This window comes from Stenotrophomonas geniculata (assembly GCF_034508895.1).
GTDB classification, from domain to species: domain Bacteria; phylum Pseudomonadota; class Gammaproteobacteria; order Xanthomonadales; family Xanthomonadaceae; genus Stenotrophomonas; species Stenotrophomonas geniculata.
The window spans coordinates 2,153,648-2,172,413 of sequence record NZ_CP140571.1 but is presented as its reverse complement, the minus strand read 5'-3'; the positions used below and the strand labels follow the sequence as shown (position 1 = coordinate 2,172,413).

General features: G+C 67.2%; 14 protein-coding genes. 6 read left to right on the top strand and 8 right to left on the bottom strand.

The window, feature by feature from the left end; translation table 11 throughout:
• Positions 1 to 124: 124 nt before the first annotated feature.
• The 3 genes from RI032_RS10055 to RI032_RS10045 all read right to left on the bottom strand — a co-directional run bounded on the left by RI032_RS10055 (position 125) and on the right by RI032_RS10045 (position 8,014).
• Positions 125 to 1,480, bottom strand: coding sequence for a Gfo/Idh/MocA family protein (locus RI032_RS10055; RefSeq protein ID WP_322548222.1), 1,356 nt, complete (start codon positions 1,478 to 1,480; stop codon positions 125 to 127).
• A 65-nt stretch (positions 1,481 to 1,545) separates the two neighbouring features.
• Positions 1,546 to 4,521 carry a TonB-dependent receptor domain-containing protein gene (locus RI032_RS10050; protein ID WP_322548221.1) on the bottom strand — a complete coding sequence of 992 codons (2,976 nt, stop codon included), beginning with the start codon at positions 4,519 to 4,521 and terminating at the stop codon, positions 1,546 to 1,548.
• A 133-nt stretch (positions 4,522 to 4,654) separates the two neighbouring features.
• The gene (locus RI032_RS10045; protein ID WP_322548220.1) at positions 4,655 to 8,014 is read right to left on the bottom strand and encodes a TIM-barrel domain-containing protein; all 3,360 of its coding nucleotides are present in this window, start codon (positions 8,012 to 8,014) and stop codon (positions 4,655 to 4,657) included.
• A gap of 322 nt (positions 8,015 to 8,336) precedes the next feature.
• Here RI032_RS10045 and RI032_RS10040 point away from each other — a divergent pair, with 322 nt between their 5' ends.
• The 6 genes from RI032_RS10040 to RI032_RS10015 all read left to right on the top strand — a co-directional run bounded on the left by RI032_RS10040 (position 8,337) and on the right by RI032_RS10015 (position 15,667).
• Positions 8,337 to 9,491, top strand: a complete 1,155-nt coding sequence (locus RI032_RS10040) for an SIS domain-containing protein (protein ID WP_260363748.1) — start codon at positions 8,337 to 8,339, stop codon at positions 9,489 to 9,491.
• Positions 9,484 to 10,422, top strand: coding sequence for an ROK family protein (locus RI032_RS10035; protein ID WP_322548219.1), 939 nt, complete (start codon positions 9,484 to 9,486; stop codon positions 10,420 to 10,422). Before RI032_RS10040 ends, RI032_RS10035 begins: the two co-directional genes overlap by 8 nt.
• A gap of 17 nt (positions 10,423 to 10,439) precedes the next feature.
• Entirely contained in the window at positions 10,440 to 11,774 is a 1,335-nt protein-coding gene (locus tag RI032_RS10030) for a D-tagatose-bisphosphate aldolase, class II, non-catalytic subunit (protein ID WP_057502358.1), read from the top strand.
• A 33-nt stretch (positions 11,775 to 11,807) separates the two neighbouring features.
• A complete protein-coding gene (locus tag RI032_RS10025) occupies positions 11,808 to 12,584 on the top strand; it encodes a DeoR family transcriptional regulator (RefSeq protein WP_010482152.1) in 777 nt (258 codons plus the stop codon).
• Positions 12,581 to 13,696 (top strand): N-acetylglucosamine-6-phosphate deacetylase, encoded by a 1,116-nt coding sequence (locus tag RI032_RS10020; RefSeq protein ID WP_322548218.1) that lies wholly within the window; start codon positions 12,581 to 12,583, stop codon positions 13,694 to 13,696. The genes RI032_RS10025 and RI032_RS10020 overlap by 4 nt, the downstream gene beginning before the upstream one ends.
• Positions 13,697 to 13,888: 192 nt before the next feature.
• Entirely contained in the window at positions 13,889 to 15,667 is a 1,779-nt protein-coding gene (locus RI032_RS10015; RefSeq protein WP_322548217.1) for an MFS transporter, read from the top strand.
• A 52-nt stretch (positions 15,668 to 15,719) separates the two neighbouring features.
• On the opposite strand, the gene RI032_RS10010 is transcribed toward RI032_RS10015, so the two are convergent.
• From RI032_RS10010 to RI032_RS09990, 5 genes are all read right to left on the bottom strand, one after another.
• Entirely contained in the window at positions 15,720 to 16,190 is a 471-nt protein-coding gene (locus RI032_RS10010) for a SecDF P1 head subdomain-containing protein (protein ID WP_126560473.1), read from the bottom strand.
• Complete coding sequence (locus tag RI032_RS10005; protein WP_021203354.1) at positions 16,187 to 16,738, bottom strand: HdeD family acid-resistance protein; 552 nt, start codon at positions 16,736 to 16,738, stop codon at positions 16,187 to 16,189. The genes RI032_RS10010 and RI032_RS10005 overlap by 4 nt, the downstream gene beginning before the upstream one ends.
• Positions 16,739 to 16,796: 58 nt before the next feature.
• Positions 16,797 to 17,486 (bottom strand): ComF family protein, encoded by a 690-nt coding sequence (locus RI032_RS10000; protein ID WP_322548216.1) that lies wholly within the window; start codon positions 17,484 to 17,486, stop codon positions 16,797 to 16,799.
• A 95-nt stretch (positions 17,487 to 17,581) separates the two neighbouring features.
• A complete protein-coding gene (locus RI032_RS09995; RefSeq protein ID WP_322548267.1) occupies positions 17,582 to 17,971 on the bottom strand; it encodes an SMP-30/gluconolactonase/LRE family protein in 390 nt (129 codons plus the stop codon).
• Positions 17,914 to 18,750, bottom strand: a complete 837-nt coding sequence (locus tag RI032_RS09990) for an L-dopachrome tautomerase-related protein (RefSeq protein ID WP_322548215.1) — start codon at positions 18,748 to 18,750, stop codon at positions 17,914 to 17,916. Before RI032_RS09990 ends, RI032_RS09995 begins: the two co-directional genes overlap by 58 nt.
• Between the last annotated feature and the right edge of the window lie 16 nt (positions 18,751 to 18,766).

Sequence of the window (18,766 nt, the reverse complement as noted above, 5' to 3'; positions counted from 1 at the left end):
ATACCGGGTGGACCATCAGATAGGCAGCCGAGCGTGGACTCGGCTCTACAAGGCGAATGCCCCCAGAAACAGAAACACCGGGCAGTGCCCGGCGTCTCCGTCACAGCGTGGAAGGGTGTAAACCTCAATACTTACCGTCGAACGCAAAAATCGGCTTGCGCTGCTTCCACGCACCCGCAGTAAAGTCCGGGAACTCCAGCGTCTGGAAATTGTTGGCAATCGACTGCTCGCTCAACGGGGTGATCGCACTCCAGGTCACCGCGTCGTAGATGTCGATCGGCATCGGTGCCTTGGCTTTGAGCGCTTCAACAAATGCATGGATGACGAACCAGTCCATGCCACCGTGGCCAGCACTGGCGGCGGTGTCGGCGTTCTGCTTCCACAGCGGGTGCTCGTACTCGTCCTGGTACTTCTTGAACTCTTCCCACTGGTGCGGCGGACTGCGGCCTTCGATGTGGATCGAATGGTTCACGTCCATCCACAGGCCCTTGGTGCCCTGCACACGGAAGCCCATCGAGTACGGGCGCGGCAGCGAAGTGTCGTGCTGCAGCAGGATGGTCTCGCCGTTCTCGCAGGCCAGCGTGGTGGTGACGATATCGCCGAGCTTGAACTTGACCTTGGTGCTGGGGTGGGTGGTGCCACCACTCTTGGCCACGGTGTATTCGTGCAGGCCGCGTGCCTTGGTCGCGAACGCATTGATGTGAGTGAAGCGGTTGCCACGGTTGATGCCGGTGTACATCGCGCACGGGCCGATGCCGTGGCTGGGGTACAGCTCGCCGTTGCGCTCCACCGAATGCTCGGTGCGCCAGCGTGCTTCGCTCCAGCCCTTGGGGCCGAATTCCACGCCACTGTCATAGGGCTGGTTCGGGTCGCCGGAATTGAACTTCACGCCGCGCAGGTCATGCTGGTAACCGGCCTGCAGGTGCACCAGTTCGCCAAACAGGCCCTGGCGCACCATCTGCAGCGCGGCCATCACGTCGCGGCGGTAGCAGACATTCTCCAGCAGCATGTACGGGGTGCCGGTACTCAGCTGGGTCTTCAGCACGTCCCAGTGGTCCTGCAGGGTGATGCCGGCCACCACTTCGCAGCCCACGGCCACGCCGGCCTGCATCGCGGCAATCGCCATCGGCGCGTGGTATTCCCACGGCGTGGCGATGATCACGCCATCGATGCCCTTCTGTTCCAGCAGGCGCTTCCAGGCGTTGCTGTCGCGTTCCTGGCCATAGGTCTTCGGGGCCGGCTTGCCAGCCTTGGTCACCATCTCCACGGCGCGACCGAGCATGATCGGCTCGATGTCGCACAGCGCGACCACCTCGACGTCGTCGCGGCGCACCAGTTCCTTCAGCAGCACCAGCCCGCGCATGCCGGTACCGATCATGGCCAGGCGCACCTTGCGCCCGCGTGCCCATGCCGGGGTCTGCGGCAGCAGGCTGCTGGCGGCGACAGCGGCACTGGCCGCGATGAATTCCCTACGCTTCATGGCAAACATCTCTCCTCTTGGCAGCGAGCCGGCCGTAGCCGGCTCGCCGGGTCACGCAAACGGAATTACTTGAAACGGTAGCCGATGGTCACACTGTAACCACGGCCGAAGATGGTCGCGTAGTCACTGGAGTCACCCAGGAAGCTGTTCGGATCGTAGAACGGCAGGCGGTTGAACAGGTTCTTGACGGTGAAGCTCAGGTTCCAGGCATCATCCGGGCGCCAGGTGACGCTCATGTTGGCGGTCCACCACGACGGTGCGCCGTCGCACTTGCTCTTCTGCAGGGCCAGGTAGCCGCCGGTGCAGGTTTCCTTGTTGTTGCTCTCTTCGTCGATCTGGTCGGTGGCCCACTTGGTGCCACCCACATAGTTGACGAACATGCTGGTGGTGACCTGCTTGTAGGTCCAGTCGGCATTGAGCGTGGCACGCAGGCGCGGGTTGTTGTAGTAGCCCACCACGTCGCCGTAGTACCAGCCGTTGGCTTCATCCATGTAGAAGCGGTTGCGGTTGGCGATGGTGGCGGCCAGACCGATGTTCAGGTTGCCCCAGTCACCCAGCGAGAAGCGGCTGCGTGCATCGATGTCGAACCCGTCGATCAGCGTCTTGCCACGGTTCTTGTACTGGCCCACCACGCTGGCCACGTTGCCGGCGGAGTAGCCCGGCAGCACCGACGGGCAGCTCACGCCACTGGCCGGGTCGGCACACATCGCCGCCAGCTGCGCCAGGTTGGCGCGGTCACTGTCGGTGATCGGCGAGCGCGACGAGGAGATGATGTCTTCCATGCGGCGGTAGTCCGGCGCGACGATTTCATTGTCGCGATAGATGAACCAGTAGTCGGCCGACACCGACAGCCAGGTCGCCGGCTCGTAGACGAAGCCGAGAGTGGCGATCTTGGCCTTCTCCGGCTTCAGGTTCTTGTTCGGCTGGGTCATGCGCGCCACGGTGCGGCTGCAATCCACGTTCAGCAGGTTCTTGCCCAGGTCGACATCGCCCGGACGCTGCGAGCGCAGCAGCAGGTTGGCGATGGCGTTGGTCTCGTTGCAGCGCAGCTCGTCGCGGTAGCCACCCAGCTGCGCGAACACGCCGCCGTTGCCGGATTCGGCCAGGCTCGGTGCACGGAAACCGGTCGAGTAGGTACCGCGCAGCATCAGCTGGTCGAACGCCTGGTACTTGAAGCCGATCTTCGGCGCCACATTGGCGCTGAAGTTCGGATACTTGTCCACGCGCACCGCCGCATCCAGTTCCAGCTTGTCGGTGATCGGCGCCACGGTCTCGGCGAACAGCGCGTAGGTGTTGCGCTTGCCGTCGAACCAGGAACCACCCTGCTGGGTGATCAGACCGTTGGCTGCATCGGCGTTGCCCGGAGTGTAGAAGGTTTCGCGGCTGGCGTTGAAGCCGAATGCCGCACGCATCTCACCGGCCGGCAGCTGGAACAGCGGGCCTTCGATCTTGCCGTCCAGGGTGTGCAGACGGGTCCACGACTGGATGTCGAAGGTCGGGAACGCTTCACGGATCAATGCAGCGTTGGCTTCGCTGATCTCACCGAACTTGTATGCCGGGTGGTCGGAGATGATCACGCGGCCGGTGGTCGGATCGACCGAGTACGGGCCGAACGCCTTCTCGAAGCCCTTGATGTTGACGTTGATCGTCTGGTACGTGGTGGAGTGGGTGCCGGCACTGGCGAAGGCGGTCTCCCAGTTCCAGTCACCCCGGTTGCCACGCGCACCGGCCAGCACGCGGTAGCTCTTGTCGGTATTGCGCTGGCCAAAGTAGTTCGGGCCGGCATCCTGCAGCAGGTAGTTCAGGCCGACCACGCCGCCCATCATTGCCTTCATCTGCGGGCTGGCGTGGTTGTACTCGTTGTTCGGGCCCAGGAACGGGTACAGGAACTGGTTGACAGTGTTGCCGGTGTTGCGCGAGAACCAGCTGGTCGGGTTGCCGGTGGTGGTGCCGTAGGTGCGCGGCGTGCCGCCGTTGGCGCGCAGGTCGATGTCGGTGTAGGTCGCCTCGGCGAAGATCTCGGTGCTGTCACCCACCAGGAAAGTGCCGTTGAGGTAGGCGGTATTGCGCTCGGACTTGGCGCCGGCATCGATCTCGTTGTTCATCCAGGTTTCCCAGACGCAACGCGGACCGGCCGCTTCACTGGTCAGCACGTTCTTGCAGCCCGGCGCGGCTTCCTGCACGCGGCGGCCGGTGACCGGATCGAAGGCGAAGTAAGTGCCCGGATTGAATTCACCCGGCTTGCTGCCCACGCCCAGGCGCAGGTTGTTGAGGTAGTTCGGATTGTTGACGTAGTACTGGTCGGGCCGCTTGTCGTAGAAATCGCTCAGCGGAATCGCGTCGCGGCGGTACATGTTGACCGCACCGTAGATGTTGAAGCGGTTCTCGGCCAGGTCACCGAAGCCGGCGGTGATGCTGGCCTGGCGCTCGCCGTAGGAGTCGATGCGCGAGGAGGTGTCGTTGGTGAAGCTGACCTCGGCGCCCTGGAAGTTGCGCTTGGTGATCACGTTGATCACCCCGGCCACCGCGTCGGTGCCGTACACCGCCGACGCGCCGTCGGTCAGCACTTCCATGCGTTCGATGGCCGCAGCCGGGATCGCGTCGATGTTGACGAACTGGGTCTGGAAGCCGGCCGGTGCACCGTAGTACGACAGGCGACGACCATTCAGCAGCACCAGCGTTCCCTGGGCACCGAGGCCGCGCAGGTTGGCCTGCGAGGCACCGTCGGAACCGGTGAACAACGAACGCGCATCCTGCTGCGCCGGACGTGCGGCAGGCAGGTTGTCGAGCACCTGCAACAGCGTGCGCGCACCCATGTTCTGGATGTCCTGCTTGCTGATCACCTGCACCGGCGACGCGGTTTCAACGTCGGTGCGGCGGATGTTGGAGCCAGTGACCTCGATGCGGGCCAGGTCGGTGGCCTTGTCCTTGCTCTCCTGGGCGAAGGCAGGAACGGCGACCGACAGCAGCACGCCGGCGATGGCCAGCGACAGCGGAGCGATCGAACGACAGGGGGGGCGGTGGTGGCGGGCGGGCAACATCGGGGTTCTCTCCTGGCAGGGGTGCGGCGCGAATGGTGAGCGCGTGGGCGTTCGGCGGGCAAAACGCTCCCGGGCCACGGCCATGGGGGCCGTAGTCGGAATGGGCGGGGGGAGGAGCGGTGTTACGAGGGGGTCATGGGGCGACGATGCTGGCGGAGTCGCCCTCCTGGCCGATCAGTACGGCATTGGCCCAGTTGGCGCAGACCTGGGCGGGTTGACTGCCCTGCGCACCCAGCGTGCGCAGGCTCAGGGTGGAAAGGCCACGGATGTCCAGCTCCGGCTTGACCACGCCGGGCGCCTTCACCAGGCCGCTGTCGTACAGCAGGCGGTTGTCGCCCCATACCTGGAACTGCAGGCCGCCGGCGTTGCGGCAGGCGTCGTCGATGCCGAGGTCGGCACGCAGCAGGTGCCAGCCGCCCTGCAGGCGCAGGTCGATGCGGCTGTTGGCGCCGACCCCCAGGCCACGGCGGAACTGCAGGCCGTTCATGCGCATGCCGGCGTCGCCACGGAAGGACTGGTCGGTACGCAGCTGGCTGGCCAGCGCGGCCGGCACCGGCAGCTCGGAGAGATAGCGCTGCCGGGCCGGTCGCTCCGGTTCCTGGTGTTCGAGGATGTGGAAGGTGGACAGTGCGATCGGGCCGACGTCGCGCGGCTGCAACGCATCGAAGGCGCGGGCACTGCCCTGTGCGGCGGTGACCATCGGGTCGGTGCTGCTGGCGCCGTCGCCTTCAGGGTTCTGCACGCTCAGTACGCGGAAGCGCAGCAGGCGGCCGGCATGGGCCGGGAAGTCGATGCGTTGCACGCCTTCCTTCAGCTGCAGGCGGCCACGGGCGATCGGCTCGCCCCACTCGCCATTGCTGTCGCCCAGGTACACCTCGTAATCGCGCACCTGGCCGTGCTTCCAGTTCTTGTCGTTGCGCGGCGCGATGTCGATGCCATCGATCATCCTGCGCTCGCCGAAGCCGATCACCCACTCGTGCGCGCCAGTGCGCACGGCCTGGTTGCGCACACTGCGGAACCAGGTACCCGGGTCATCATCGAAGGCGTTTTCCAGCGCGTGGCCGGGCTCTTCGGCCGGGCGGTTGACCACCAGCAGGCTGTCGGCCGGCAGTTCGCGGCCAAGTACCGGTGCCGCCGGATACGCATCGTCGGCAGCGGCGGCGGCGACCGCGAAGTCCAGCTGCAGTTGCAGGGGCTGGCGGATGTCCTGGCTGGCGGTGCGCACATGCAGCGTGCCGCGTCGTTCGGCGGCATCGAAGTACCAGCCTTCAGCAGCAGCGTTGAACGCAGCGGCATCAGCCAGCGCCGGCAGCGCGCGGCCAGCGGCCTGCACCGCACGCGGCGCCTGGCGGCTGAGCACGCGCAGGCCGTAGCGGCGCTGCGGCAGCTGGCCGTTGTACTGGCCCTGCACCGCATCGATCTGCACCTGCACCGGGCCACTGCCCTGCGCTGGCGCCTGCACGCGGATCACCTGCGTGCTCGACTCGCCCTGCTGGTAGCGGCGCGTGTTGCCATCGTCTTCGTACAGCGTGTAGTGCGACTCGCCCTGCGGGTACAGGTCGAAGGTCACTTCATCGAGCGGCTTCTCACCGTCGAACAGCATCGACGGGTACATCGGCAGGATCGCTCCGGCACGCACGAACACCGGCAGCGTGGCCAGGTCCACCTGGCGGTCGAGCTGGCGACCGTCGGCGCCGGCCTGCACGCGGCGGCCGTCCCAGTAGTCGATCCAGCCGCCGGCCGGCAGGTGGATATCGCGGCGCCAGCCACGGCTGGCCGCCTGGCTGCGGTACACCGGCGCCACCAGCAGATCGCGGCCAAGCAGGAACTGGTACTTGTAGGTTTCATCCTGCGCGTGCGGGTCGCGCGGGTTGTCCCACATCAGGCCACGTACCGGTGGTGCGCCGGTCTGCGCGGCCTCGTGCACCAGGCCGTACATGTACGGGGTCAGGCGCATCTTCAACTTCAGGTAATCGCGGTTGATGCTGCGGTAGGGCTCGTCGTACCACCACGGATGCTTGCGTGCGTTCGACGACCAGCCGCTCATGCCCATCAGTACCGGCGTGAACGCCTTCCACTGCAGGTCGCGGGTGAAGGTCTCGGCGCTGCCGCCGAAGATCGCATCGACGTCGCCGCTGGCATAGGCCATGCCGGACAGGCCGGAACCGACCAGGGTCGGCACGTGCCAGCGGATGTAGTCCCAGCTGCTGCTCTGGTCGCCGGTCCAGGCCACGGCGTAGCGCTGGATGCCGGCCCAGCCCATCACCGTCCACAGGAACGGGCGCGAATCGGAATTGTCGAGGATGCCGTTGAACGCCTGGCGGTTGGCGTCCATCGCGAACTGGTAGCCCTTGCCGGTCCAGGCCACGTCCAGCTTCTGCACGCGGCTGCCGGCCTTGCCCACTTCCCAGGCGATCTTGTCGACGCCGTTCTCGGTCCACAGTCCGGTGCGGAAACCGTAGCCGGCCAGCCCCTTCACGGTTTCCGGCAACTGCTTGTAACCGCAGCCGTAGCCGTCGTTGGGCAGGATCCAGCCACCGGGCATGTCGTGGGCGCGGTACTGCTTGGCCACGCTGTCGATCACATCGGGGGTGGTGCCGGTCGGGCCGTCGCTCCAGCCTTCGGGCACGGTGCCGGGCTTCTTGCTGTTGTCGCCATCGTTGTAGCAATCGGCGTCGCCGTAGGACAGCGCCCAGCGCGCGACCATGTTCGGGCGGCCAGTCAGCTGGGTGTAGCGCTCGATCAGTTTCGGCAGGTCGGCGCCGACGAAGTAATAGGCATCGAAGCGGTCTTCGCGATGCAGCAGCGTGGCCTGGTCGGCCTCGCGCAGATCGTAGTTGCCATCGCTCCAGGTATTGCGCAGCATGCCCCAGCCACGGCTGCTCAGCAGCATCGGTGCAGGGCTGGGGCGGTCGCCCTCTTCCCAGCCGCCGGAATAGGACACCTCCAGCTCGCGACCCTTGAACTGGTAGCGGCCGTTCTGCTGGCCGCCACCGAAGTAGCCCTCATCGGCCTGCGAGGACAGCACCTGCACGCTCTGCGTGGCATCCAGGTCCAGCGGCTGCAGTTCCTGCCACAGCGCGGTGGGCTGGCCGTTGTCCAGCCGTTCCAGGCGCATGCGCAGCGGCTGCCGCTGTACATGCAGCACCAGGGACTCGGTCCGCACGCGGATTTCCTGCGCGTCTTCTTCCAGCTTCGCCTGCACGTTGGCCTTGGGCTGCGGCAGTACGATCGGCGCGGCCTTGTCGCCGGCGCCGGTCAGCGTGCCGTTGCGGCCGGCCTGCACGCGGATGATGTCGGTGGCCGGCAGTTCGATGCGGAGGCGCGCGCCCTTGTCGGTCTGCAGGTCCCAGCCCTGCACGCCGTCGCGGCTGGCGCTGGCGGCAACCGAACGCAGGTTGCCGACCGGCTCGGCCTGGGCCGGCATGGACGCCAACATCAATGCCGGCAACAGAGCCAGCATCAGCGGCGAGCGACGAACGCAGATTTCCACACGGACTCCCAACCCGTTCACCGGGCGTTTCGAAAGCGGTTGGGCCGACTCTAGGGCAGCGATTCGAAAGATGTCAACAAATTGAAAGGAAAAAGGAAGATATATTCCGTTGAAACGAAAGTTGTTGCGTCGCAATACTTTGTGTAATCGATTGCAGCAGCCTGTTAAGCATTGTGCGATACGGCATTCGCCCCGTTCTTTCGTTTTCCCGAGCGCCCGGCAGCGGGAAAAGTCATCGCGTCATTTTCTTTCTTTTTACTTTCGATGTTTGACATTTCGAAAGAAAACGCAGATGGTGCGCTGGCCCAACTGGAACCTCCGAATGGACGTCACCCTGCTTTCCGATGTGTCCGCCTGGCAGCGCCTTGGCGGAGCCGATACCGCTACCGAAATCGCCCAGCAGCCAGCGCTGTGGGAAGCCCTCGCCCAGGATCTGTCGCGTGCCCGCGACCGCCTGCAGGCCTTCCTCGGCGGCAGCCTCAACGATCCCAACCAGCGCGTGCTGTTCACCGGCGCCGGCAGCTCCGGCTTCATCGCCGAGATGGTGGCCGATGCGATCAACGCGCAGTGGCCGGCCGAGGTGCGCGTGGTGCACACCACCAGCCTGCTGACCCATCCGGCGCTGTACCTGCAGCGCGACCGCCCCACCCTGCTGGTCTCGTTTGGCCGCAGTGGTTCCAGTCCGGAAAGCGTGGCCGCGGTGGACCGCGTGCGTGCCGATGTGGATGAGGCACGCTTCCTCGACATCACCTGCAACGCCGATGGCGAACTCGCCCGTCGTGGTGCCGGCCGTGCCGATACCTGCACGCTGCTGATGCCGTCGGCCAGCTGCGATCGCGCCTTCGCCATGACCAGCAGCCTGACCTGCATGCTGCTGGCCGCACTGACCGTGTTCGATCGTTCGCCGTGGGATGCGCGCGTGGCGCGCCTGAAGCAGATCGCCGCGCTGGCCCGCGAAGGCCAGGCGCAGTGGGATGCACCGGTGGCGGTGCTGGCGCAGCGCCCGTTCAACCGCATCATCTACCTCGGCAGCGGCCCGCTGGAAGCGCTGGCGCGCGAATGCGCGCTGAAGGTGCTGGAGCTGACCGCCGGCCGCGTGCTGGCGCTGGCCAACACACCGCTGGGCTTCCGCCATGGCCCGAAGTCGACGCTGGACCGCAACACCCTGGTGGTGGTGCTGCGCAGCGTGCAGCCGCTGGCGCGCCGCTACGAGCAGGACCTGCTGGAAGAACTGCGCCGCGACGGCGTGGCCGGCCAGGTGCTGGCGATCGGCCCGCATTCGGACATCGGCGCCGATGACGAATACACCCTCACCGTGCCGGCACTGGACGATCCGTGGCTGGCACCGGTGTGGCTGGGCTTCGCGCAGCTGTTCGCGCTGCAGCGCTCGGCCGCGCTGGGCCTGACCCCGGACAACCCGTTCCCGGACGGCACCGTCAACCGCGTCGTCAAGGGCGTCACCATCCACCATGGCTGAGCTGATCGCCCACGCCTGCTATGGCATCGACATCGGCGGCACCAAGATCGAGCTGGTGGCGTGCGATGCGGCGATGCAGGTCACCTGGCGCCGCCGCGTGGCCACCCCACAGGGTGACTACGACGGCTTCCTGCAGGCGGTGGTGGCGCTGGTCGCCGAGGCGGACGCTGCCCTCGGCCGCAGCGATGCGGCCATCGGCATCGCCCTGCCCGGCGTGCGCGACCGACGCAGTGGCCGCCAGCTCAGCGCGAACGTGCCCGCACTGACCGGCCAATGCGTGGCGCAGGATCTGCAGGCGCGGCTGCAACGCCCGTTGCATTTCGGCAACGACCTGCAGTGTTTTGCGTTGTCTGAAGCGCACGGCGGCGCGGCTGACGGTTACCCCAGCATGTTCGGCGCCATCCTCGGCACCGGTGCCGGTGGCGGCTTCTGCCTGCAGGGCCGGCTGCTGTCCGGCTTCAACGGTCTGGCCGGCGAATGGGGCCACTGGAGCGTGCCCGGCCACCTGCTGCAGCGCCACGGCCTGCCGCTGCTGGACTGCGGTTGCGGCCTGCAGGGCTGCGTGGAGCGCTACGTGTCCGGCAGCGGGCTGGCAATGATCGAGCGCCACCTCGGTGGCAGTGCCGCGGACGCCAGCGCCGTGATCGCCCTGGCCGAAGCCGGCGATGTACATGCGCGCAAGGCGCTGGACATCCACCGCGATCTGCTTGGCCACAGCCTGGCCGCGCTGGTGCTGGCGCTGGACCCGCACGTGATCGTGCTCGGCGGTGGCCTCTCGCAGTACGCGCCGCTGTACCAGCAGCTGCCGGCAGCCATCGCCGCTCATCTGTTCAACGGCGTGCAGGTTCCGCCGATCGTGCCGCCGCGCTTCGGCGATGCCGGTGGCGCACGTGGTGCCGCCCTGCTCGCCTGCCAACCCTCGTTTTCCTGATTGACCGGAGCCTGACCATGTCCCCGTTGCAGACCCTGCTTGCCTCCCACCGCGCCGGTGCCAACGTCGGCCTGTACAGCGTCTGCTGCAGCAACGAGCAGGTGCTGCGTGCGGCCATGCACGTGGCGCTGGCGCACGGCACCGTGCTGCTGATCGAGGCCACCTCCAACCAGGTCGACCAGTTCGGCGGCTACACCGGGATGACTCCGCCGCAGTACCGCGATTACGTCAGCACGCTGGCCGATGAAGAAGGTTTCCCGCGCGAGCGGCTGATCCTGGGTGGCGACCACCTCGGCCCGAATGCCTGGCAGAAGCGCCCGGCTGCCGAAGCGATGACCCACGCGCGCGTGCTGATCGAAGCCTACGTCGCCGCCGGTTTCCACAAGATCCACCTCGATTGCAGCATGTCCTGCGCCGATGATCCGGTGCCGCTGCCCGACGCCATCGTCGCCGCGCGCTCGGCCGAGCTCGCCGAGATCGCCGAACGCACCGCCGCCGATCATGGCCTGCCGCCGCCGGTCTACGTGATCGGTACCGAAGTGCCGATTCCCGGTGGCGAAGCCTCGCTGGCCGAAGGCCTGCAGGTGACCACGCCCGCTGCTGCCGCGCAGACCCTGGCGATTCATCAGCAGGCGTTCGATACGCCGCAGCTGCGCGATGCGTGGCAGCGCGTGATCGCCATGGTGGTGCAACCGGGCGTGGACTTCGACCACAGCAGTGTGCACGAGTACGACCCGGCCGCCGCCAGCACGCTGGCCGACTTCCTCGAACAGCAGCCGCGCATCGTGTTCGAAGCGCATTCCACCGACTACCAGCGCGAAAGTGGCCTGCACGCCTTGGTGCGCGACCACTTCGCCATCCTCAAGGTCGGCCCGGCGGCGACCTTCGCCTACCGCGAAGCGCTGTTCGCGCTGGCCGCGATCGAGGCCGAACTGCTGCCGGCCGCACAGTGCTCGCGCCTGCCGCAGGTGCTGGATGAAGTGATGGTGGCGCAGCCGAAGTACTGGCAGTCCTACTACCAGGGCGATGAGGCAGCGCTGCGCCTGCTGCGCAGCTATTCCTTCAGCGACCGCTGCCGCTACTACTGGGGCGAGCCCGCGCTGGTGCAGGCGGTGCAGACCCTGTTCGCCAACCTGGAACAGCACGCGCCGCCGCTGGTACTGCTCAGCCAGTACCTGCCGGAGCAGTACCGCGCCGTGCGCGAGGGCACCCTGGCCAATACGCCTACCGCGCTGGCACGGCATCGCGTCGGCCTGTGCCTGGGCGAGTACGCCCGTGCGTGCAGCGCCAACCAGGCCGGAACCCGCACGCATCACGCAGACGCGGCTGCCGCCGTTGCTGCGAACGGCTAATCTCTACCTTTCCCCGCGACACCGAGAATGGCCATGCGCAACACCCGCTCCCGCCGGCAACAGATCCTGCAGCTGCTGATCGAGCACGGCTCGGTGCAGGTGGCCGATCTGGTCGAGCGCTTCGGCGTGTCGGCGGTGACCATCCGTGCCGACCTGACCCACTTCGAATCGCAAGGCCTGGCCAACCGTACCCACGGTGGCGCCACGCTGGTACGCACGCCGCCGCAGGAACAGGACATCCACGAAAAGGACGCACTGAACCTGCCGCTGAAGGAATCGATCGGCGCGTGTGCCGCGCGCCTGGTGCGGCCCGGTGACAACATCATCATCGACTCCGGCTCAACCACGATGACCCTGGCCCGTCACTTGCGCACCCAGCGCGACGTGACGGTGATGACCAATGGGTTGAACATCGCCTGGGAACTGGCCAACGCGCCCGGCATCAACGTGCTGCTGACCGGTGGACTGCTGCGCCAGCAGTCGTTGTCGCTGCAGGGCAGCCAGGCCGAAGCCAGCCTCAACTCCTACAGCTTCGACACCCTGTTCCTGGGCGTGGACGGCCTGGACCTGCAGTTCGGACTGACCACCCACGATGAAGCCGAAGCCCGCCTCAACCACCGCATGGTCGAGCGCGCGCGCCGCATCGTGGTGCTGACCGACGCCTCCAAGTTCGGCCGCGTCAGCCTGCACCGCATCGCACTTCTCGATCAGATCCACGCCATCATCACCGACGCCGGCATCGACGACGCAACCCGTGAAGGGCTGCAGCGGCTGGGCATCGAGGTGATCATCGCCGAGCCCACTGCATGACCGACACCCGCACCCTGCATGGCCGCATCCTCACGCCGCTGGGTTGGCGGCGTGGCCACGTCCACTTCGATTCGCACATCCGCCAGCTGCAGGTGGACGACCACAGCGGCGCTGACGACCTGCAGCTGCCGGTGATCCTGCCCGGCTTCATCGACCTGCACGTGCATGGTGCGGCCGGCGTCGACCTGATGCAGGGCGGCGACGTGGCCCGCACCATTGCCCGCACCCACCTGCGCTTCGGTACCACCACACTGCTGGCGACCACCATGACCGCCGGCCTGGATGAGATCGAGCACGCGCTGCACGGCGTGGCCGCGTCCATGGCAGCGCCCGATGCCGACGCCGCCTGCATTGCCGGCGTACATCTGGAAGGGCCGTTCATCAGCCCGCAGCGCCTGGGCGCGCAACCCAACCGCACCATCGAGGCGACGCTGGCGCTGGTGCAGCAACTGCATGCACTTGCACCGATCCGGGTGATGACACTGGCGCCGGAAATCGGCGAGCACACCGCGCTGATTCCCGCGCTTTCGGCAATGGGCATCCGTGTGCAGCTTGGCCACAGCGCCGGCACTTACGAAGAAGGTGTTGCTGCGCTGCAGGCCGGGGCTTCCGGCTTCACCCATCTGTTCAACGGCATGACCGGCGTCGACCACTACCGGCCTGGCATCGCCGCGGCGGCGCTGGCACATGCGCAGTACGCCGAGATCATTCCCGACCTGCAGCACATCCATCCCGGCGTGATCCGCCTGGCCGCGCGCGCGATCCCGCGCTTGTACGCTGTGACCGACGCCACCGCCGCCACCGGCATGCCCGATGGCGAGTACGCCCTGGGCGAACAGCGCGTGCACAAGTGCGGCGGCTGCGTGCGCCTGGCCACCGGTTCGCTGGCCGGCAGCGCACTGACCATGGACCAGGCGCTGCGCAACCTGGTGCGCGTGGGACTGGAACTGGCCGATGCCTCGCATCGCGTGTCCACCTTCCCCGCCGATTACCTGGGCCTGGATGATCGCGGTCGCATTGCGCCCGACGCCCGTGCCGACCTGGTGGTACTGGATGCCGGATTGCGCCTGCAGCAGGTGGTGATCGGCGGGCGCGTCGTCGATCTGACCTGACGCAAGCGATGCGGCCCGGATGCCGCGCGGGCTCCCTGTAGAGCCGAGCCAGGCTCGGCTCGCCGCGCGAAGCGCGGCATGGGGAACCTCGATATCGGAACGGAAAGCAGCCGAGCATGGCTCGGCTCTACAGAATGCACTCTGCGACGAACCGCCGCCGGGCCTGGCCCGGCGCTACCACAGGAACTGCCGATGACTGCAAGCACCGCCCCGCGCTGGCCCGTACGCTACCTGCTCTTCATCGGCGGCCTGGGGGGCCTGCTGTACGGCATCGACATCGGCATCATCGCCGGTGCCCTGCCCTATCTTGAAGCGACCGCCAGTCACGCCTGGCAGCTCAGCAGCCAGCAGCTCGGCTTCGTGGTGGCGGCCGTACTGCTGGGCAGCGTGCTGTCCTCGCTGTTCGCCGGCATGATCGCCGACCTGATTGGCCGCCGCGGCGCGATGCTGCTGGCCGGCCTGCTGTTCACCGCCTCGATTCCGATCATGGCACTGGCCTCCGGCTACACGCCGCTGCTGCTGGGACGCCTGCTGCAGGGCATCAGTGGCGGTTTGATCGGCGTCGTGATTCCGCTGTACCTGGCCGAAGTGCTCAGCCCCGAACGGCGCGGGCGCGGCGCGGCCATGTTCCAGCTGCTGCTGACCGTTGGCCTGGTGCTGGCAGCCCTGATCGGCCTGTACCACGCCCATGCCGTGGATGCCGCCGCCGAGGCCGTGCGCTCGCTGCCGGTCGCGCAGCAGGCGCAGGAACTGTTCACGGTGAAGGACCACGCCTGGCGCACCATCTTCTGGACCTGCCTGGCACCCGGCCTGCTGTTCTGCGCCGGTATCTTCTGGCTGTCCGAATCACCACGCTGGCTGGTGCGCCGCGGCCGCATCGATGAAGCCCGCCGCAGCCTTCAGCGCGTCCTCCCCGCCGCAGACGTCGAGCCCACGCTGACCCAGATCCAGGCGCCGGAATCGAGCAGCAGCGACGGCAAGCGCGATCCGCTGCTCAGCCGCCGCTACGTGGTGCCGTTCGTGCTCGCGTGCGTGGTGCTGGCCTGCACCCAGGCCACCGGCATCAACTCGGTGCTGGCCTACGCGGTCAACATCCTCAACCAGGCCGGCCTGTCCGGTTCGGTGGCCAACGGTGCCGACGTGGTGATCAAGCTGCTCAACGCGGTGATGACCGTGGTCGCGCTGCTGCTGGTCGACCGCAAGGGCCGCAAGTTCCTGCTGATGCTGGGCAGCGGTGGCATCTGCGTGGCCCTGCTGGCGGCGGCCACGCTGTTCTTCCAGGCCGAGCGCGGACGCGCCGATGTGCAGCCTCAGCTGCAGGCGGCGGTCAGCGGCGAAGGCCTGCAGCTGGTGCTGGATGACGCGCAGTGGCAACGCCTGAGCAATGGCATCGACAGCCAGGGCCGACCGATGCAGCTGACCGTGTCGTACGCCTATGGTGATTTCACCAATGTGCGCGCCCTGCGCAGCGACAACCTGATTGATCGCGAACTGCGCATCGAGCGCACCGGCACCGTGCAGCCGGACAGCGTGATCGGTGCGTTCTTCCGCAAACTCCACCTGAATCCATTTGCCGACCCGGCCAACGCCAGCCAGGCGCCATTGCGCATCGAGCAGGCCCGCATTGGCCCGGTGCCGCCACCGGCACACGGCTGGGCCGTGGCCACCTGCATCCTGGTGTTCGTCGCGTTCTTCGCCGTCGGCCCCGGCGTGTGCGTGTGGCTGGCACTGTCGGAGCTGATGCCGAACCGCATCCGTTCCAATGGCATGAGCATCGCGCTGCTGATCAACCAGTTCGTGTCCACCACCATCGCCGCCATCTTCCTGCCCACGGTGGGCCACTACGGCTACGCCAGCATGTTCGTGTTCTGGGCGGCGTGCACCTTTGTGTTCTTCCTGGTGGCCGCGTTCTGGCTACCGGAGACCAAGGGCAAGTCGCTGGAAGAGATCGAGGCACGGTTCGCCCGGTAGCGGTCGACCTTGGTCGACCTCCATGCGCAGCGTGGGGGTGTTGGCACGTCCGTCAGTCGCCCGTGATGTGCTTGGCCAGCGCCTGCGCCTCGGCAACGCTGGGCAGCCCGCTCAGCATCATCGATTCGCCGAACGGTCCCTGCACCGTCGCCACCAACAGCACGCGGCCATCCACGCTGATCGCCGCTCGCTGACCGACCAGTGCTGCCGTGCCATCGTGGATGCGCTGGTGCGCTTCGTGTCGAAACCGGATCTGCAGGCCCGGCTGCTTGGCCTCGTCCAGCACGTAGCGCACATCGGCGATGTCGGCGCTGCCAGCGATCGGCGGCTCGCGCAGGGCGAGCGTTTCGCCCTGCCACTGCGCCTGCCTGCCCTTGCCGTCCGCATCGACCGCGCTCAGGCGTACATCCACACCCGCGCGCGGCGCATGATCCTTGCCTGCCAGCGCACCGGGCGTGGCACCCGGCATGCATCCGGCCAGCACCAGCGCTGCGCCCAGCAGGAACGGAAACGCGCCCCTCACTTCAGCTTCCGCAGCTTGAACGCCACCAGCACCTGCAGCAGCCCGTACAGCAGGCTGCCGATGCCGATCCACAGCGTGGTCACCGCCACGCCTGCATACGGATTGGCCGCAAACAGCAGGCCCAGCACCACCGCCAGCACGCCACTGAGGATCAGCAGCCACTCGCCCTGGATCTGCTTGCGCACGCGGATCGCGAACACGATGCGATAGATGCCGGCCACCAGCAGCCATGCCGCCAGGAACAGTACCAGCACGCTGGCGGTGGCCAGCGGATTGATCACCGCCAGGATGCCGAAGCCCAGCGAGGCGATGGCATACAGCGCCAACCAGCCACGCGAGGCACCACTGCCGCCGCTGATCAGTGCGAACAGGCTGATGACGCCTTCAACGATGGCCATCACGCCCAGTGTCCAGGCCAGTGCCATCGCTGCGGACAGCGGCCAGCCAATGGCAACGATGCCGAAACCCAGTGCGACGAGCCCGTACAGCAGCAGGATCCACCAGCTGCGCCCAACCGCCGACAACAAGGGAGACAAGGGGGAATTCATGGCCACTCCTCCGATCCGGAACCGGCCTCATCCTAGCCCCTGTGGATGAAGAGGGCGATCACGGCGCCCGCGCACAGACCCACACGCGCACCTCCGCTGCGCCGGCCAGGCGCAGCGTCTCGGCGACCTCCATCACCGTGCTGCCAGTCGTCATCACGTCATCGACCACGGTCAGCCGCGAGGGCACGGAACCACGCACGTCGAACGCATCGAACAGGTTTTCCCTGCGCTGTTCGGCCGTGCGTTCAGACTGCGGTGCGGTATGCCGCTGCCGGTACACCCCCTGCCAGACCGGCATCGGCAGCAACCGGCACAGCTCGCCGGCCTGGTTGTAGCCGCGCTGGCGCAAGCGTCGCCTGTGCAGCGGCACCGGCACCAGCGGCGTGCACGACCACGGCGGCGGTGCGCGCTGCATCAGCTGCGCGAGCAGGCGTCCGGCGGCGAGATCCTGATGGAACTTGTAGCGGACCAGCAACTGGTCGACCGGCGGCAGGTACAGCAGGCTGGCATGCGTGGCGGCCTGTGGCGGCACCTCTTCGCGGCAGGTGCCGCAGACGATCAACGCTGTGCCCGGCAACGGCAGCGCGCAGCGCAGGCAGGCCCGGCCGGCCCAGGGCAGTCCGGCCAGGCAGGCATCGCAAAGATCGAGTCCATCGTGGCCCGGGCCACCGCAGACCAGGCAACGGAGCGGTAGCAGCACACGAAGTGCGGCCTGCACGTGGCGGCCCGGGTCGAAGAAGGCAGACATGCGCTTCAGCCTGACGGCGCCGTCAGTGCGTTGCCATCGGGGGGGCCCTCAACGAGCCGTAGGGGTTTTGTCGCCCACCCGCTGCCCCGATCACCTCACCGCGTTGGCGCAGGCTTCGCATCCACCCGGGTGCGATACACCATGTACGGCGTCTGCCGGCGATCAACGCCGCCATTGAATCCGGCCTGCCGATGCAGCTGGTTGGCAGTGAAGTACAGGTAGCCATCCGGCCCCATCGACAAGGTATCCGGCCACAGGATGCGCGGGTCGTGCACCACGGTCGTCCAGCGCCCCTGCGCATCACGGGCATGAATGGCGTTGTGCTCGTAGTCGCTGGCGTACAGCCGCCCGTTGGCATCCATCTCCATGCCATCGGAGGCGCCCTTCTCGCCGAGGTCAACGACCGCAGCAGCCAGCGCCGCCTCGCTCACCTTCGGGTCGCGCAACAGTGCGGTGGGCACGCTGTACAGATGGCGGCTGGACAGTGGCGTGTAGAACAGCGTACTTCCATCCGGCGAAAGCGCGATGCCATCGGCGGCAACGCTGAACGTGCCGACGAACCGTCGGCCTTGCGCAACCGCATCTGCCGGCCCTCCACAATCGGCACGAACGCGGGATCGGCCGAGGTGGATACATGACCGATCAGACGCTTGGATGCCGCCCCCGTAGCGAGGTCGATGACGATGATGCCGCCAATGCCGCTCAGTGACGAGTCGGTCACGTAGGCCACGCCCTCGCGGCCGACACGGAAATCGAAGCGCACATCGTTGACATAGGTGCGCGCATCGATGACGTTGGCCGGGAACACCAGGGTCTTGGCCACGGTATTGGTGGCCAGATCGATCGCCACCAGCTTGGCGCCGCCGGCCTGCGGCGCTGAAAAGCCCGGTGCGGCGGTGTCCAGTACCCACAGCCGGCCCTGGCCATCGGCCACCACGCTCTGCACGCTGATGAAGTGTGCTGCCGGGTCGGGATCGTCCTTGCGGTTGATGCGCGCATCCGGATAGGGCACGGCACGGCCATCGCGCCACTCGGCCACACTGTAGGCCACTTCATCGCCCCAGCGCGGGAAGTTGACGAAGATCCGCCCGGTCCCGGACACCGCCACGCTGGTGGGCATCGCACCTTCGAAACGCGCCACCGGCTCGATGACACCGATGCTGCGTTCGCTGGGAAGCACAGGCGTGCCTGCCAGCGCCAGCGCGGGGGAACTGGCCAGGGCCAGGACGGCAGCCGCCAGGCTGCGGATACGGCAGTTGATCATGGTTGCTCTCGATGCA

What these genes read in the sequence shown, in the direction of transcription:
- RI032_RS10025 (WP_010482152.1), top strand. Translation starts at nt 11,808, where the DNA reads ATGCGCAACACCCGCTCCCGCCGGCAACAGATCCTGCAGCTGCTGATC.
- RI032_RS10030 (WP_057502358.1), top strand. Translation starts at nt 10,440, where the DNA reads ATGTCCCCGTTGCAGACCCTGCTTGCCTCCCACCGCGCCGGTGCCAAC.
- RI032_RS10050 (WP_322548221.1), bottom strand. Translation starts at nt 4,521, where the DNA reads ATGTTGCCCGCCCGCCACCACCGCCCCCCCTGTCGTTCGATCGCTCCG.
- RI032_RS09990 (WP_322548215.1), bottom strand. Translation starts at nt 18,750, where the DNA reads ATGATCAACTGCCGTATCCGCAGCCTGGCGGCTGCCGTCCTGGCCCTG.
- RI032_RS10000 (WP_322548216.1), bottom strand. Translation starts at nt 17,486, where the DNA reads ATGTCTGCCTTCTTCGACCCGGGCCGCCACGTGCAGGCCGCACTTCGT.
- RI032_RS10040 (WP_260363748.1), top strand. Translation starts at nt 8,337, where the DNA reads ATGGACGTCACCCTGCTTTCCGATGTGTCCGCCTGGCAGCGCCTTGGC.
- RI032_RS10055 (WP_322548222.1), bottom strand. Translation starts at nt 1,480, where the DNA reads ATGAAGCGTAGGGAATTCATCGCGGCCAGTGCCGCTGTCGCCGCCAGC.
- RI032_RS10035 (WP_322548219.1), top strand. Translation starts at nt 9,484, where the DNA reads ATGGCTGAGCTGATCGCCCACGCCTGCTATGGCATCGACATCGGCGGC.
- RI032_RS10015 (WP_322548217.1), top strand. Translation starts at nt 13,889, where the DNA reads ATGACTGCAAGCACCGCCCCGCGCTGGCCCGTACGCTACCTGCTCTTC.
- RI032_RS10020 (WP_322548218.1), top strand. Translation starts at nt 12,581, where the DNA reads ATGACCGACACCCGCACCCTGCATGGCCGCATCCTCACGCCGCTGGGT.
- RI032_RS10005 (WP_021203354.1), bottom strand. Translation starts at nt 16,738, where the DNA reads ATGAATTCCCCCTTGTCTCCCTTGTTGTCGGCGGTTGGGCGCAGCTGG.